Genomic DNA, 14,371 nt, shown 5'->3' on the forward strand with positions numbered 1-14,371 from the left:
CCGGCTCACATACTTTGATTTCCGCTCGCCCTCCGAAGCCCATTCCTCTCCGGTCTGATCTGCCGCAATCCCACCGCCTGCAGCTCTCTGTGAGACAGGTGCCAGAAAGTACTCACTCTTCGTCAATGGTTTAAAGAGACTTTAGCACAGGATGGATAAATTGTCAATCTCTTTGACAAAATAGATCAAATTTTGCGCAAACAGTGTTTTGGGACCAGCATAAAACAGCCTGCAGGCTGGCGGAATGACTTGAGAAAAGGCCTGAAATGAGATAAGATAGACAAAGAAAAGAATGACGAGGAAGGTGCAGGTATGTTTTCATATACAGAACTGAGGAAGCGATACCCGGAGTTCATTTACCGCGGGTATGAGATAGAAGAGAGCGCGGACAGGGTGGGGATCGTCTATGATCTGGAAATCCCCGGCCTTGCTTCTTTCCGGCCTACGTGGGAGTTCCCCAAGAGGCAGGGGGAGGAGAGGTGTTTTAAGGAGAGCGGCACATTTCAGAAGCTGGTCTTCTCCCTGGGCATGGTGGAGCTCATCAGCTACTGGAAGACAGCCTGCCCCCCTGTGGTCAAGGTGGAGGCGGGAAGCCTGACAGAGGAGCAGTGTGAGTGGTGGAAGGACCTGTATTTTAACGGGCTGGGAGAATTCTACTACACAAACGGCATTCGGGAGGACCAGCAGCACTTTATGGAGATAAGGTCCCTGGGAGCCGGGACAGCGGAGCCGGACATGCCCCTGGGAGCCGGGGCGGAGGGCTATCTGATCCCTGTGGGCGGAGGCAAGGACTCGGCTGTGACCCTGTCCCTTCTGGAGGGGGAGAAGGAGAAGAACTGCTGCTATATCATCAATCCCCGGGGCGCTACCTTAAAGACGGTGGAGAGAGCCGGCTACGGGGAGGACCAGCTGGTGACTGTAAAGCGGACCCTGGACAAGAACATGCTGGAGCTGAACCGCCAGGGATACTTAAACGGGCATACGCCCTACTCCGCCATCGTGGCATTTTCCGCCACCATAGCGGCCTACATGCGGGGGGTGAAATACATTGCCCTGTCCAACGAGTCCAGCGCCAATGAGAGCACGGTGGAGGGAAGCACCGTGAACCACCAGTACTCCAAGAGCTTCCGATTTGAGAAGGCATTCCATGACTACGAGGCGGCGCATATCGGGAGCGGCACCTACTACTTCAGCATGCTGCGGCCCTTAAGCGAGTTCCAGATCGCCCGGTACTTTGCGAAGTGCCGCCAGTTCCACGACATTTTCCGCAGCTGCAACGCCGGCAGCAAGGAGGACAAGTGGTGCGGCCACTGTCCCAAGTGCCTCTTTGTCTGCCTCATCCTGTCCCCCTTCCTCTCCCGGGAGGAGGTCATCGCCATCTTCGGGCGGGACATGCTGGATGACCCGGATATGCTGGAGGATTTCCGCAAGCTCACCGGGATGGAGAAGGAGAAGCCCTTTGAGTGCGTGGGCAGCAGGGATGAGGTGAACGCGGCCGTATCCCTTACAATCGATAAAATGGAAGAAGAAGGACAGGCTCTGCCGGAGCTTTTTGCATACTACAAGAATTCCGGCCTCTACAGGAAAGAGGACCCGGAAAACAGGCGTTTCTTTACTTACTTTGACGGGGAAAATCTTCTGCCGCCGTCCTGTCTTGCTCTGATAAAGGAAAAGTGTTTATAAAGGGGGAGACAAAGGATGCTGGAAAAGATACGTCAGACGATAGAAGGTAAGAAAGTGCTGATCCTTGGATTTGGAAGAGAGGGCCGCTCCAGCCTGCGGCTGGTCTGCAAGACGGGGGGCTGGGAGAGACTGGCCGTGTCGGACCTAAGAGAGGTGGACCCGTCGAAGGAGGCGGGAGGGTGCCAGGTGGAGCTCCACACCGGCGAACACTACATGGACAGGGAGCTCCTGGACTCCTTTGACATCGTGTTCAAGACCCCGGGCATCGTCCTGCCGGAGGAGCCGGATGCCTACCGGTGCCGGTTCGTGTCCCAGACAGAGCTCTTCATCGAGAGATTCCGGGACCAGATCGTGGGGATCACCGGGACAAAGGGAAAGAGCACCACGTCCTCCCTCCTGTACCATATCCTGAAGGAGACGGGAGAAGATACGGTGCTGGCGGGCAACATCGGTATCCCCGTGTTCGACATTGCGGAGGATATCATGCCCGGGGAGGTCATCGTGCTGGAGCTCTCCTGCCACCAGCTTGAGCACATCCGGGTGTCACCCCGCATCGCGGTCCTTCTCAACCTCTACGAGGAGCACCTGGACCACTACGGGACCATGGCGAGATACGTCCGGGCCAAGCAGAACATCTACGCCTGGCAGAGGGAGGGGGACATCCTCTTCTGCAGCGTGGATGTGCTCCCCGGGAAGGAGATCGAAGGAGCGGGCAGGGAGAGTGCCCGCGTGCCCTGCCGGGGAGAGGTCATCTCCGCCGTCATGGTGCCGGAGGGGGAGAAGGCCCGGGGCGCCGGGGACATCGAGGTGGCCGGGAACGCGGTCCGCTACAGGGGCAGCGGCCTGCGCATCCCGGAGGAGGGCATCTCCCTGTTCGGGCGGCACAACTACTTTGACATCGGCGTGGTCTACGGGATCTGCAAGGAGTTCTCCGTGACGGACGAGAAATTCCTGAAGGCGCTGCGCACCTTCCAGACCCTTCCCCACAGGCTCCAGTACCTGGGCGTGAAGGAGGGACTGCGGTTTTACGACGACTCCATCTCCACCATCGGTGAGACCACCATCCAGGCCCTGGAGAGCGTGAAGAATGTGGACAGCATCCTCATCGGCGGCATGGACCGGGGCGTGGACTACAGCCAGCTGGAGGAATATCTGGCAGGCAGCAGCGTGCGCCATATCATCCTCATGGAGGCCACGGGAAAGAGGATCTACAGAGAAATACAGGAAAACTATCCCACCCTCTTTGCCAGCGGGCGGCTGGAGCTGACCGGTCACCTGGGGGAGGCAGTGGACCTGGCCAGGAGACTGGGAGAGGAGGGGGGAGCCTGCGTGCTGTCGCCGGCAGCCGCCAGCTACGGGATATTCAAAAATTTTGAAGAGCGGGGAGAGTACTTCAGACAGTATGTTTTCGGTGAGGAAGGACGGCAGACGGCCTCCTGACGCGACAGGGATACAGCGGCGGGGGATTTCAGACCTTACGGTTTGAAATCCCCCTCTGCCATTGCTTTTATGGAGGAGGCGTACTCAGAGGGAGTCATGCCTGTGACCTTCTTGAACTGGCGGGAGAAGTAGTGGATGGAGGTGTAGCCCAGCTGCTCGGAGATCTGGGTGAAATTCATCTTGTTTGTCCGGATCAGCTGCTTGGCCGCGTTGACCTTCATCAGAGAGAAATACTCGATGATGCCAAGTCCGCTCTGTTCCCGGAAGATCTTCTGGAGCTGGGAGCGGCCGATGAGGTTTTCCCGGCACACCTGCTCGATGGTGACATGCAGGCCCAGATGCGCCTCCAGATAATCCACCACCCGGTTGAACAGCTCGATGTCGCTCTTCTTTTTCGTGGCCTTCTGGGGCTGGGGGCGGATGGCTGATTTCACCAGCGGGATGGGGTGGGAGCAGCGGCGCAGCAGATGGATCAGGAAGTGCTCCAGGTAGAGGCGGATCAGCTGCTCCGCCCCGAACTGCTCCGCCTCCTTCTGGGGCATGTTCTGGAGATAGGGGTCATCCAGCCGGCAGTCAAAGCAGTGCCGGGCTTCTATGACAATGTCTGCCAGGAGGTTGCGCTCCGTCTCGTCCACCTGGAGGATCTTCTCCCGGAAAAAGTCCATGGCCGGGCTGTCGCACTGGAAAGATATGACCACCAGGTTGGGGGCGCTGTGGCCCGTGGCCTGCACGGTGTGGAACTCGCCGGGCTGGTGGAAGGCCACCTCCCCCCGGTTCAGGATCATATGCCTGTCCCCGCCGGTGACAGCCACATCCCCCTTGTCCACGCAGATGAACTCCCAGAAGTCGTGGGCTTCCCCTGGAAATTTAAAGTCGCTCATATATTCAAAATAGTGGATGCTGTACAGCTTTCCCACGGTGATGGAGTCCTTCAGGTCAATTCCGATATAGGGCACGGTGTGCGCCTCCTTCCTTTTTCTTTATGCTTATCATAGCCTAATTTTGCAGAAAAAGCAAAAACAAAATGCAGATTGTACAAATCAATCATAAAATAGGATAAAGATTTTTCCCGGCATTTATACTACAATAAGCGTAGCAGTTGAGAACATCAGAAATATTCAGAAAGGATATGAAAGAGATGAAAAAACCAGTATTAGTCATTATGGCAGCAGGAATGGGAAGCCGTTACGGGGGGCTTAAGCAGATCGATCCGGTGGACAATGAGGGGCATATCATCATGGACTTCTCCATGTACGACGCAAAGAGAGCCGGATTTGAGAAGGTGATATTCATCATCAAGAAGGAGATAGAAGAGGATTTCAAGAATAGAGTGGGCAACCGCATGAGCCAGATCATGGAGGTGGAGTACGCCTACCAGGATCTCCACAATATCCCGGAGGGCTTTGAGGTGCCGGAGGGAAGGGTGAAGCCGTGGGGGACCGCCCACGCTGTCCTCTCAGCCATCGACCTCATCGATGGCCCCTTTGCGGTCATCAACGCGGATGACTACTATGGAAAAGAGGCCTTCCAGGTGATCTACGATTACCTGTCCACTCACGAGGATGATGAGAAATACCGCTATACCATGGTGGGATACCAGCTTGGAAACACAGTGACGGACAACGGACATGTGGCCAGAGGACTGTGCGACATGAACGCGGCCGGAGAGCTGACAGGCATCCACGAGCGCACCCGCATCGAGAAGAGGGAGGGCGGCATTGCCTACTCTGAGGACGACGGGGAGACATGGGTATCCGTGCCGGCAGACACGACAGTCTCCATGAACATGTGGGGATTCACAAGGAGCATCCTGGACGAGATCAAAAAAGGGTTCCCGGCCTTCCTGGAGGAGGGGCTTAAGACGAATCCCATGAAATGCGAGTACTTCCTTCCGTCTGTAGTCAGTGACCTGATCGGACAGGACAAGGCCTCCGTGGCAGTGCTCCACTCTGCGGATAAATGGTACGGCGTCACATACAAGGAGGACAAGCCGGTAGTCATGGCTGCCATCCAGAAGCTGAAAGACGATGGCGTATACCCGCAGCACCTGTGGGAACAGAAATAGGCCAGGAAGAAAAATCCGCAATATATTTATAGTTTCAGCCACTATTATTATAGAAATCGCAGAGCGGCCAAATTATAATTACAGTAGATACAGGAAAACAGATCCAAAAAGGAGGAGACCATCATGACGATTTTGATCACAGGAGGAGCCGGATACATCGGAAGCCATACGGCTCTGGAGCTGCTGAACGAGGGATATGACGTAGTTGTGTACGACAACCTGTGCAATTCTTCCAGGGAGTCCCTGCGGCGCGTGGAGGAACTGACAGGAAAGCAGATCCGCTTCTACGAGGGGGATGTGCAGGATGAAAAGGCTCTGACAGACATGTTCAAAGAGCAGAGGATCGATGCAGTCATCCACTGCGCGGCCCTGAAGGCAGTGGGCGAGTCTGTGCAGAAGCCTCTCGAGTACTACCAGAACAATATTTCCGGAACCCTGACACTTCTGAAAGTTATGCGGGAAGTGGGCGTGAAGAACATCGTGTTCAGCTCTTCCGCCACTGTGTACGGAAGCCCGGAGGAGATGCCCATCACAGAGGCCTGCCCAAAGGGACAGTGCACCAATCCATACGGCTGGACAAAATCCATGATGGAGCAGATCATGTCAGATGTGCAGAAGGCTGATCCGTCCTGGAACGTGATCCTCCTGCGCTACTTCAACCCGGTTGGAGCCCACAAGAGCGGACGCATCGGAGAGGACCCGAAGGGTATCCCCAACAACCTGATGCCCTACATCTCACAGGTTGCTGTCGGAAAGCTGGAGAAGCTTGGCGTGTTTGGAAATGACTACGACACACCGGACGGGACCGGCGTCCGCGACTACATCCATGTGGTGGACCTGGCCATCGGGCATGTGAAGGCCATCAACTATATCTTCACAAACCCGGGACTGGATGTCATCAACCTGGGAACCGGACAGGGCTACTCTGTGCTGGATATGGTGAAGGCATTCTCCAGGGCATGCGGGAAGGAAATCCCCTACGAGATCAAACCCCGCCGGGAAGGAGATATCGCCATGTGCTACGCAGACCCGTCCAAGGCGGCCAGAGTGCTTGGCTGGAAGGCCGAGAGAGGACTGGACGAGATGTGCGAGGACACATGGAGATGGCAGTCACAGAACCCCAACGGATACGAGGAATAAGCCGAAAAAGAAAAGGCACGGAAAACAAAAGGACACAGATAGCTACACAGGCAGGGACGAGGGCCGTCAGAAGGCTCCCCCTGCCTTTTCTCTTTTCTTTTCCGCAGAAAAGTGCTATAATACGGTGAGCAGCTTTTTAGTTTTTTTCGAGGGAACGGATATGAAGAAGAAAGCAAAACAAAATGTGCGCCTGAAGGGACAGCTGAAGCTCTATATGCAGTGGCCGGCGTTCATGACCATCCTCCTGATCGCCATGAATATATGGATCTACCGCCTGGATAAGCGGGCCGGTGTGCTGATGCTGTTCTTCGTCCTGATCTATATCGCGATCGTGGGGATCATGTATGTCTACAACAAATCCCTTGTCATGAAGGACCTGGTGGACTTTGCGGCGCAGTATGGCATCATACAGAACACGCTTCTGAAAAAGCTGGCAGTGCCCTATGCCCTCCTGCTGGAGGACGGCAGGCTCATGTGGATGAACGACCAGTTCAGAGAGATCCTGGGCAGCAAGCTGAAGGGGGAGGCGGTGCTGAGCCGGTATATACCCGAGCTGAACCGGAGCATTTTCCCCAGGGAAGAGGATCAGATCGTGGAGATGGAGGTCTACTACCACGACAAGGAGTACCGGGCCGAGCTGCGGAAGGTGTCCGTGGAGGGCTTCAGCGACTCCGAGCGCCTTCTGGACATGCCGGAGGAGAAGGAGTACTTTATCGCTGTCTACCTGTCCGATGTGACAGAGCTGAACACGGCGCTGCGCCAGAATGAAGAGCAGCGGCTTGTGGCAGGCCTTATTTACATTGACAACTACGACGAGATGATCGACAGTGTGGAGGAGGTGCGCCAGAGTCTTCTGGTGGCTCTCATCGACAGGAAGATCAACCAGTATATCGCGCGTCTGGACGGCATTGTCAAGAAGATGGAGACGGACAAGTATTTTATCGTCATGAAGAAGTCCTGCTTCAAGGAGCTGGAGGCGGACCGCTTCTCTCTTCTTGAGGACGTGAAGGCCATCAACATTGGGAACAGCATCCCGGCCACCTTAAGTATCGGCCTGGGTCTGAGCAAGAACGCCTACGTGCAGAGCTACACCTACGCCAGAGCGGCCATCGACCTGGCCCTTGCAAGAGGCGGCGACCAGGCGGTCATCAAGGACTGCAATGGCATTACCTACTACGGAGGCAAGAGGGAGCAGACCTCCAAGAATACCAGGGTGAAAGCCAGAGTGAAGGCGGAGGCTCTGCGGGAGTTCATCACAGTGAATGACACCATTCTCGTCATGGGGCACAAGATGACAGACATGGATTCCTTTGGCGCTGCCATCGGCATTTACCGGGCTGCAGCCGCGCTGGAGAAGAAGGCCCACATTGTTATCAACGACGTGTCGGCTACCATCCGGCCGTTGTATGAGGAATTCCAGGAGCATCCCTCCTACCCGGATGACATGTTCGTCACATCCGGGGAAGCCAAGGAGATGACAGGTGACAGCTCCATGGTCATTGTGGTGGACACCAACCGGCCGGGTATGACGGAGTGCCCGGAGCTCCTGAACATGACCCGCACTATCGTGGTCTTCGACCACCACAGGCAGGGAAGCGACAATATCGACAACGCCCTTTTGTCCTACATCGAGCCCTATGCCTCCTCGTCCTGCGAGATGGTTTCCGAGGTGCTCCAGTATATCACGGACGACGTGAAGATACCGGCCGTGGAGGCCAACAGCCTGTATGCGGGCATTGTCATTGACACCAACAACTTTATGAACAAGACCGGCGTGCGCACCTTTGAGGCGGCCGCCTTCCTGCGCCGCTGCGGGGCAGATATCCCCTTTGTACGGAAGATGCTGCGGGACGATATGAAGTCCTATCAGGCCAAGGCCGGCATCATCAGCAGCGCGGAGGTATACCGGGATATATATGCCATTGCCCGGGGGGAGGAGCTTCATATAGAGAGCCCCACCATCATCGGCGCCCAGGCGGCCAACGAGCTGCTGGACATCGACGGCATCAAGGCGACCTTTGTCCTTACCACCTACAATGGGCGCATCTATGTGAGCGCCCGCTCCATTGACGAGGTGAACGTGCAGGTGATCATGGAGAAGCTGGGCGGCGGCGGCCACATGAACGCATCCGGCGCCCAGTTCGACCACACCAACATGGACGAGGCTGTGACAGCCCTCAAGAGAGTTATCGACGAAATGACAGAAAAAGGAGATTTATAGATGAAAGTTATTTTACTACAGGACGTAAGATCCCTTGGAAAAAAGGGAGACATCGTGGAAGTGAACGACGGATACGCAAGAAACTTCCTTCTCAAGACAAAGAAGGGCGTGGAGGCGAACAATAAGAATATGAACGACCTGAAGCTCCACAAGGCCAACCAGGATAAGATCGCCCAGGAGCAGCTGGAGGCTGCCCGCGAGCTGGGCAGGAAGCTGGAGGAGAGCAAGGTGACTGTCTCCATCAAGACGGGAGAGGGCGGAAGGGCCTTTGGCTCTGTGTCCTCCAAGGAGATCGCAGCGGCGGCTCAGGAGCAGCTTGGCCTGGATATCGACAAGAAGAAGGTGCAGCTGAAGGAGCAGCTGAAATCCCTGGGAACCTTCCATGTTCCTGTGAAACTTCACCCAAAGGTAACAGCAGAGCTGACAGTAAACGTTACGGAGGAGGCATAGAAGGATGCCGGATATGGAGGAAGCCCTCATCAAGCGTGTGCCGCCCCACAGTATCGAGGCGGAGCAGTCGGTAGTCGGCGCCATGCTGATGGACAAGGACGCCATCATGACCGCTTCCGAGATCATCAGCGGCAGTGACTTCTACCAGACCTCATACGGGGTCATCTTTGACTCCATGACAGAGCTTTTTAACGAAGGCAAGCCGGTGGACCTCATTACCCTGCAGGAGCGGCTCAAGGAGAAGAATGTGCCGGAGGAGATCTCCAGCCTGGAGTTTGTCCGCGAGCTGGTAGCCGCTGTGCCAACATCCGCCAATGTGAAATACTACGCGGAGATCGTCTTTGAGAAATCCATGCTCCGGAAGCTCATCAAGGTGAATGATGAGATCTCGGGTGCCTGCTATGCGGGCAGTGAGCCTATGGAGGCGGTCCTCGAGACAGCGGAGAAAAGCATATTCGAGCTGGCTCAGAAGCGGGGGACAGGGGACTATGTGCCCATCAAGGAAGTGGTCCTGAACGCGCTGGAGAAGATCGAGAAGGCGTCCAAGACCAAGGGGACTGTGACCGGTATCCCCACCGGATTCCTGGACCTGGACTACAAGCTGTCCGGTCTGCAGCCCTCGGACTTTATCCTGGTGGCGGCCCGCCCCTCCATGGGAAAGACAGCCTTTGTCCTGAACATCGCCCAGCACGCGGCTTTCAAGAGCGGGAAGACAGTGGCTATCTTCAGCCTTGAGATGTCCAAGGAGCAGCTGGTGAACCGCCTTTTCTCCCTGGAGTCCCAGGTGGACTCCCAGTCCCTGCGTACAGGTAATCTGAAGGATGACGACTGGGAGAAGCTCATCGAGAGCGCGGGCATCATCGGAAAGTCCCACCTGATCATAGACGACACGCCTGGCATCTCCATCTCGGAGCTGCGGTCCAAGTGCCGCAAGTTCAAGCTGGAGCAGGGGCTGGACCTGATCATCATCGACTACCTGCAGCTCATGAGCGGGCGGGTAGGCGGCCGGTCCGAGTCGAGACAGCAGGAGATCTCAGATATCTCCCGGTCCCTGAAAGGGGTGGCCAGGGAGCTGAATGTGCCTGTCATCTCCCTTTCCCAGCTGAGCCGCGCGGTAGAGCAGCGGCCGGATCACAGGCCCATGCTCTCGGACCTGCGTGAGTCCGGTGCCATCGAGCAGGACGCGGACGTGGTCATGTTCATTTACCGGGACGACTACTACAATAAGGATACAGAGACCCCCAACCAGGCGGAGATCATCATCGCAAAACAAAGAAACGGCCCCATAGGGACCGTTCACCTGGCATGGCTGCCGGATTACACGAAGTTTGCAAACTTAACCTGGAAGGAATAGGCGTTTTAACCGCTGGGCCGCTCCCTGGCTTCCGGCAGTTTCTTTTCGAAAGGACTGCTGCTGCCGGATGAGCTGGTCCAGCTTTTTAAATTGTTCTTCCTCCTGCCGCTCCTTGGCGTCCAGGAGGAAGGACATTTCTTTTGTGATCATGGCCGCAAGAACTTCGTTGTTGTTTTCCAGCATGCGCTTGATGCGGAGCTGTTCCCTTGTCCGCTTCATGTCGGGAATGAGAGCCTTCAGCTCGTCAAAGGGAACACCCTGCTCGTACAGTTCTTTGATGCAGTTATACAGCTTTGTGTCTTCTTTTGTGGCGCTGCTTAAAGTATTCAGTGCATTTCCCATATTCATACCCCCTTTACACGTAAAAGAGTATAGCATGTACAGAGGGACAAGACTGTCAAAACGGGTCGGTATCGTGTACGAAAATACGGCAAAAAAACGGACCGCCCGCACTTTTGTGCAGACCGCCCGCCTTTTGCTATGTTCATATGTCGGATGCGAAAAGCTTCCGTCAGGATTAGCCCTGAGAGATAGCTCCTGTAGGACACTGAGCTGCGCATGCTCCGCAGTCTACACAAGCGTCCGGATCGATCTCGTAGTGGTCAGCTCCCTGAGAGATAGCTCCTACTGGACATTCAGCTTCGCAAGCGCCGCAGCTTACACATTCATCACTAATTACATGTGCCATGATATATTCCTCCTTTGACTGTTGTCAGTTGTTTATACATATAATAATACAAATGCCTCAAATATACAAGCCTTAGTGATGTTCTAAATTTAGCACAATTTTGCCTTTTTGTACGCCGCCAGGATGAGCTGCCGTGCGGCTGCCGCCTCCTCCCCTGCAGCCTCCCGGGTCCCCTCCAGAGGATAGGGGAGGCCCAGCTTCTCGTACTTGCTCCTGCCCAGCGTGTGGTAGGGGAGCACGTCAAGGGCCTGCACATTGTGGAGGGAGGCCATGAAGGTGCCCAGCTCCTCCAGGTACTCCCGGTAGAGGGTGATGCCCGGCACCACCACATGGCGTATCCAGACAGGGATGCCCTGCTCGTCCAGATGCCTGGCAAAGGAGAGGATCTGCCGGTTGGTGTGGCCTGTCAGCCTCCGGTGCCTCTCGTCGGACATGTGCTTGATGTCCAGGAGCACAAGATCTGTCAGGGGCAGGAGTTCTCCCAGCTGTGCCATAAAGCGCTCGCTGTGTGGGTTGAACATGATGCCGGAGGTGTCCAGGCAGGTGTGGATGCCGCTGCGCTTCAGGTCCCGGAACAGCTCCGTGAGGAAATCCATCTGCATCATGGGTTCCCCGCCTGTCACGGTGACGCCTCCGTTCCGGTAGAAGGGGAGGTTGGAATAAAATCCCTCCAGCACCTCATGGACGCTCATGAGGCTCCCCTTCCCGTACTCCCAGGTGTCCGGATTGTGGCAGTACTGACACCGCATGGGACAGCCCTGGAAGAAGACCACGTACCGTATGCCCGGCCCGTCCACGGTGCCGCAGCTCTCGATGGAGTGGATCCAGCCCTTACATTCCCTCGTGGAAGGTACGGGAGATGACATCGTCCTGCTGTTCCTTTGTCAGTTTGTTAAAGTTGACCGCGTATCCGGACACGCGGACTGTGAGCTGGGGATATTTCTCGGGGTGCTTCTGGGCGTCCAGAAGGGTCTCGCGGGTGAACACGTTTACGTTCAGGTGGTGTCCTCCCTGCTCCACATATCCGTCCAACATTGCTACAAGGTTGTCTACCTGCTGCTGATTTACTGCCATGATGATATTCTCCTTTCGTGTCTTGCTTTTATTCTCTGTCAATGCTCTCCTCGATATTGGGGATGCTGCACGCCATGTTGGCGCACTCGTCCTCCAGACGGTCCACATCCAGGTCGCCGGCGAAGATTCGGTCATCTTTGCCCAGAGCCCCCGGGATGATGGAGAAGGTGTTGGAGATGCCGTCCTGGGCGTGGCGGAAGGGGATCTTCGCCACAGAGGCCAGGGACGCCAGGGCGCCGTGGGTATCCCGCCTGTGCATGGGATTGGCCCCCGGAGCCAGAGGCTCGCCCTGCTTCCTTCCGTCCGGCGTGTTTCCGGTCTTCTTGCCGTACACCACGTTGGAGGTGATGGTCAGGATGGACATAGTGGGGATGGAGTGGCGGTAGGTGTGGTGCTTGCGTATCTTGTCCATGAAGGACCGCACGATCTCCACCGCGATCTCATCTACCCGGTCGTCATTGTTCCCGTATTTGGGGAAATCCCCCTCCACATCGTAGTCCACCACCAGACCGTCCTCGTCCCGGACGGGCTTCACCTTTGCGTATTTGATGGCGGACAGGGAGTCGGCCACGACGGAGAGGCCGGCGATGCCGGTGGCGAAGTACCGTTTTACTTCCCGGTCGTGGAGGGCCATCTGGAGCTTCTCGTAGCAGTATTTGTCGTGCATGTAATGGATGACGTTCAGGGTGTTCACATAGAGCCCTGCCAGCCATTCCATCATGTCGTCGAATTTCTGCATCACATCATCGTACTCCAGGTATTCTGTGTCTACCGGGCGGTATCTGGGGCCTACCTGCACCTTCATGCGCTCGTCCATGCCGCCGTTGATGGCGTAGAGGAGGCATTTGGCCAGATTGGCCCGGGCGCCGAAGAACTGCATCTCCTTGCCCACCCGCATGGAGGAAACGCAGCAGGCGATGGCGTAATCGTCGCCGTGGGTAGCCCGCATCAGATCGTCGTTCTCGTACTGGATGGAGGAAGTCTTGATGGACATCTTTGCGCAGTACTCCTTGAAGGACCTGGGGAGTCTTGTGGACCACAGGACAGTCAGGTTGGGCTCCGGCGCTGTCCCCAGGTTGTCCAGTGTGTGGAGGTAGCGGAAGGAGGTCCTTGTCACCAGCGGGCGCCCGTCGATGCCCACGCCTCCGATGGACTCTGTCACCCAGGTTGGGTCACCGGAGAAGAGAGAGTTGTACTCCGGTGTGCGGGCAAACTTTACAAGCCGCAGCTTCATGATGAAGTGGTCAATGTACTCCTGGGCCTGCTCCTCTGTGATGAGGCCCCTGTCCAAATCTCTCTGGATGTAGATATCCAGGAAGGTGGAAGTGCGGCCAAGGCTCATGGCGGCGCCGTTCTGCTCCTTGACGGCGGCCAGGTAGCCGAAGTAGAGCCACTGGATGGCCTCCTTTGCGTTCTTTGCCGGCTTGCTGATGTCAAATCCGTAGATGTCTCCCAGTTCTTTTAACTCGCCCAGGGCCCGGATCTGCTCAGCCAGCTCTTCCCGCAGGCGGATGTTGTCGCCGGTCATGCGGACAAGGGATGTGGCCAGCTGCTGCTTTTTGTCCTCGATGAGCCAGTCTGTACCGTAGAGAGCCACCCGGCGGTAGTCGCCGATGATGCGGCCTCTGCCGTAGGCGTCCGGCAGTCCGGTGATGATGGCGGACTTTCTGGCCAGGCGCATCTCGGGGGTGTACACGTCAAATACGCCCTGGTTGTGGGTCTTTCTGTATTTGGTAAAAATCTCCACTACCTCCGGGTCCACCTCGTAGCCATTTTCATGGCAGGCGTTCTGGGCCATGCGGATGCCGCCGAAGGGCTGCAGGGAGCGCTTGAAAGGCTTGTCCGTCTGGAAGCCCACGATCTGCTCCAGGTCCTTGTCCAGGTAGCCGGGGCCGTGTGAGGTGATGCCGGAGACGATCTTCGTGTCCATATCCAGGACGCCGCCTGCCTCCCGCTCCTTTGCGGACAGGTCCATGACCTGGTCCCAGAGCTGCTTCGTGGCATCGGTAGGCCCTGCCAGGAAGGAATCGTCCCCCTCGTAGGGTGTGTAGTTGTTCTGGATAAAGTCCCGCACATTTACAGAAGTGCGGTTCCATCTGCCGGGGCGGAAGCCGTCCCAGCTCTCAGCGATCCAATTTTTTTCCATGTATGTTGTTCCTCCTCTGAAGTGAATTAGTGAACAGCTGTTGTGGCACTATTATATGAGAACGCCTATCATTTAGTCAATAGATAGATTGTATTTATTTGTATACAGTA

The 14,371-nt window shown here is 56.2% G+C and carries 13 protein-coding genes; 7 read left to right on the top strand and 6 right to left on the bottom strand.

Annotation, left to right across the window (positions count from 1 at the left end):
- The first annotated feature begins 312 nt into the window (after window positions 1-312).
- The gene (locus B5E62_RS09880; RefSeq protein ID WP_087174412.1) at window positions 313-1,683 is read left to right on the top strand and encodes a hypothetical protein; all 1,371 of its coding nucleotides are present in this window, start codon (window positions 313-315) and stop codon (window positions 1,681-1,683) included.
- Between the two features lie 15 nt (window positions 1,684-1,698).
- Window positions 1,699-3,123 (top strand): UDP-N-acetylmuramoyl-L-alanine--D-glutamate ligase, encoded by a 1,425-nt coding sequence (gene murD, locus B5E62_RS09885; RefSeq protein ID WP_087174413.1) that lies wholly within the window; start codon window positions 1,699-1,701, stop codon window positions 3,121-3,123.
- A 35-nt stretch (window positions 3,124-3,158) separates the two neighbouring features.
- Here murD and B5E62_RS09890 read toward each other — a convergent pair whose 3' ends face one another.
- Window positions 3,159-4,079, bottom strand: a complete 921-nt coding sequence (locus B5E62_RS09890) for an AraC family transcriptional regulator (protein ID WP_242957823.1) — start codon at window positions 4,077-4,079, stop codon at window positions 3,159-3,161.
- A gap of 182 nt (window positions 4,080-4,261) precedes the next feature.
- Between B5E62_RS09890 and B5E62_RS09895 the strand changes: the two genes are divergently transcribed.
- From B5E62_RS09895 to dnaB, 5 genes are all read left to right on the top strand, one after another.
- On the top strand, window positions 4,262-5,188 hold the full coding sequence (locus B5E62_RS09895; protein ID WP_087174480.1) for a nucleotidyltransferase family protein: 927 nt from the start codon (window positions 4,262-4,264) through the stop codon (window positions 5,186-5,188).
- Between the two features lie 123 nt (window positions 5,189-5,311).
- Window positions 5,312-6,328 (top strand): UDP-glucose 4-epimerase GalE, encoded by a 1,017-nt coding sequence (gene galE, locus B5E62_RS09900; protein WP_164488612.1) that lies wholly within the window; start codon window positions 5,312-5,314, stop codon window positions 6,326-6,328.
- A 160-nt stretch (window positions 6,329-6,488) separates the two neighbouring features.
- Entirely contained in the window at window positions 6,489-8,549 is a 2,061-nt protein-coding gene (locus B5E62_RS09905; protein ID WP_087174415.1) for a DHH family phosphoesterase, read from the top strand.
- Window positions 8,550-8,999: a 50S ribosomal protein L9 gene (gene rplI / locus B5E62_RS09910; protein WP_087174416.1), complete on the top strand. Its 450-nt coding sequence runs from the start codon at window positions 8,550-8,552 to the stop codon at window positions 8,997-8,999.
- Window positions 9,000-9,012: 13 nt separating this feature from the next.
- Window positions 9,013-10,353: a replicative DNA helicase gene (gene dnaB / locus B5E62_RS09915; RefSeq protein WP_087174481.1), complete on the top strand. Its 1,341-nt coding sequence runs from the start codon at window positions 9,013-9,015 to the stop codon at window positions 10,351-10,353.
- Here the strand turns inward: dnaB and B5E62_RS09920 are convergent.
- The 5 genes from B5E62_RS09920 to pflB form a co-directional block, all read right to left on the bottom strand.
- Window positions 10,336-10,695: a hypothetical protein gene (locus B5E62_RS09920; RefSeq protein WP_076780260.1), complete on the bottom strand. Its 360-nt coding sequence runs from the start codon at window positions 10,693-10,695 to the stop codon at window positions 10,336-10,338. The genes dnaB and B5E62_RS09920 overlap by 18 nt on opposite strands.
- Before the next feature lie 175 nt (window positions 10,696-10,870).
- Complete coding sequence (locus B5E62_RS09925; RefSeq protein WP_081958046.1) at window positions 10,871-11,041, bottom strand: DUF362 domain-containing protein; 171 nt, start codon at window positions 11,039-11,041, stop codon at window positions 10,871-10,873.
- A gap of 89 nt (window positions 11,042-11,130) precedes the next feature.
- Complete coding sequence (pflA, locus tag B5E62_RS09930; RefSeq protein WP_087174417.1) at window positions 11,131-11,907, bottom strand: pyruvate formate-lyase-activating protein; 777 nt, start codon at window positions 11,905-11,907, stop codon at window positions 11,131-11,133.
- The gene (grcA3, locus tag B5E62_RS09935) at window positions 11,873-12,115 is read right to left on the bottom strand and encodes an autonomous glycyl radical cofactor GrcA3 (protein ID WP_033126228.1); all 243 of its coding nucleotides are present in this window, start codon (window positions 12,113-12,115) and stop codon (window positions 11,873-11,875) included. Before grcA3 ends, pflA begins: the two co-directional genes overlap by 35 nt.
- Before the next feature lie 28 nt (window positions 12,116-12,143).
- Window positions 12,144-14,261, bottom strand: a complete 2,118-nt coding sequence (gene pflB / locus B5E62_RS09940; protein ID WP_087174418.1) for a formate C-acetyltransferase — start codon at window positions 14,259-14,261, stop codon at window positions 12,144-12,146.
- Window positions 14,262-14,371: the final 110 nt, after the last annotated feature.

Source organism: Lachnoclostridium sp. An118 (assembly GCF_002160985.1).
In the GTDB taxonomy this organism is placed as follows: domain Bacteria; phylum Bacillota; class Clostridia; order Lachnospirales; family Lachnospiraceae; genus Claveliimonas; species Claveliimonas stercoravium.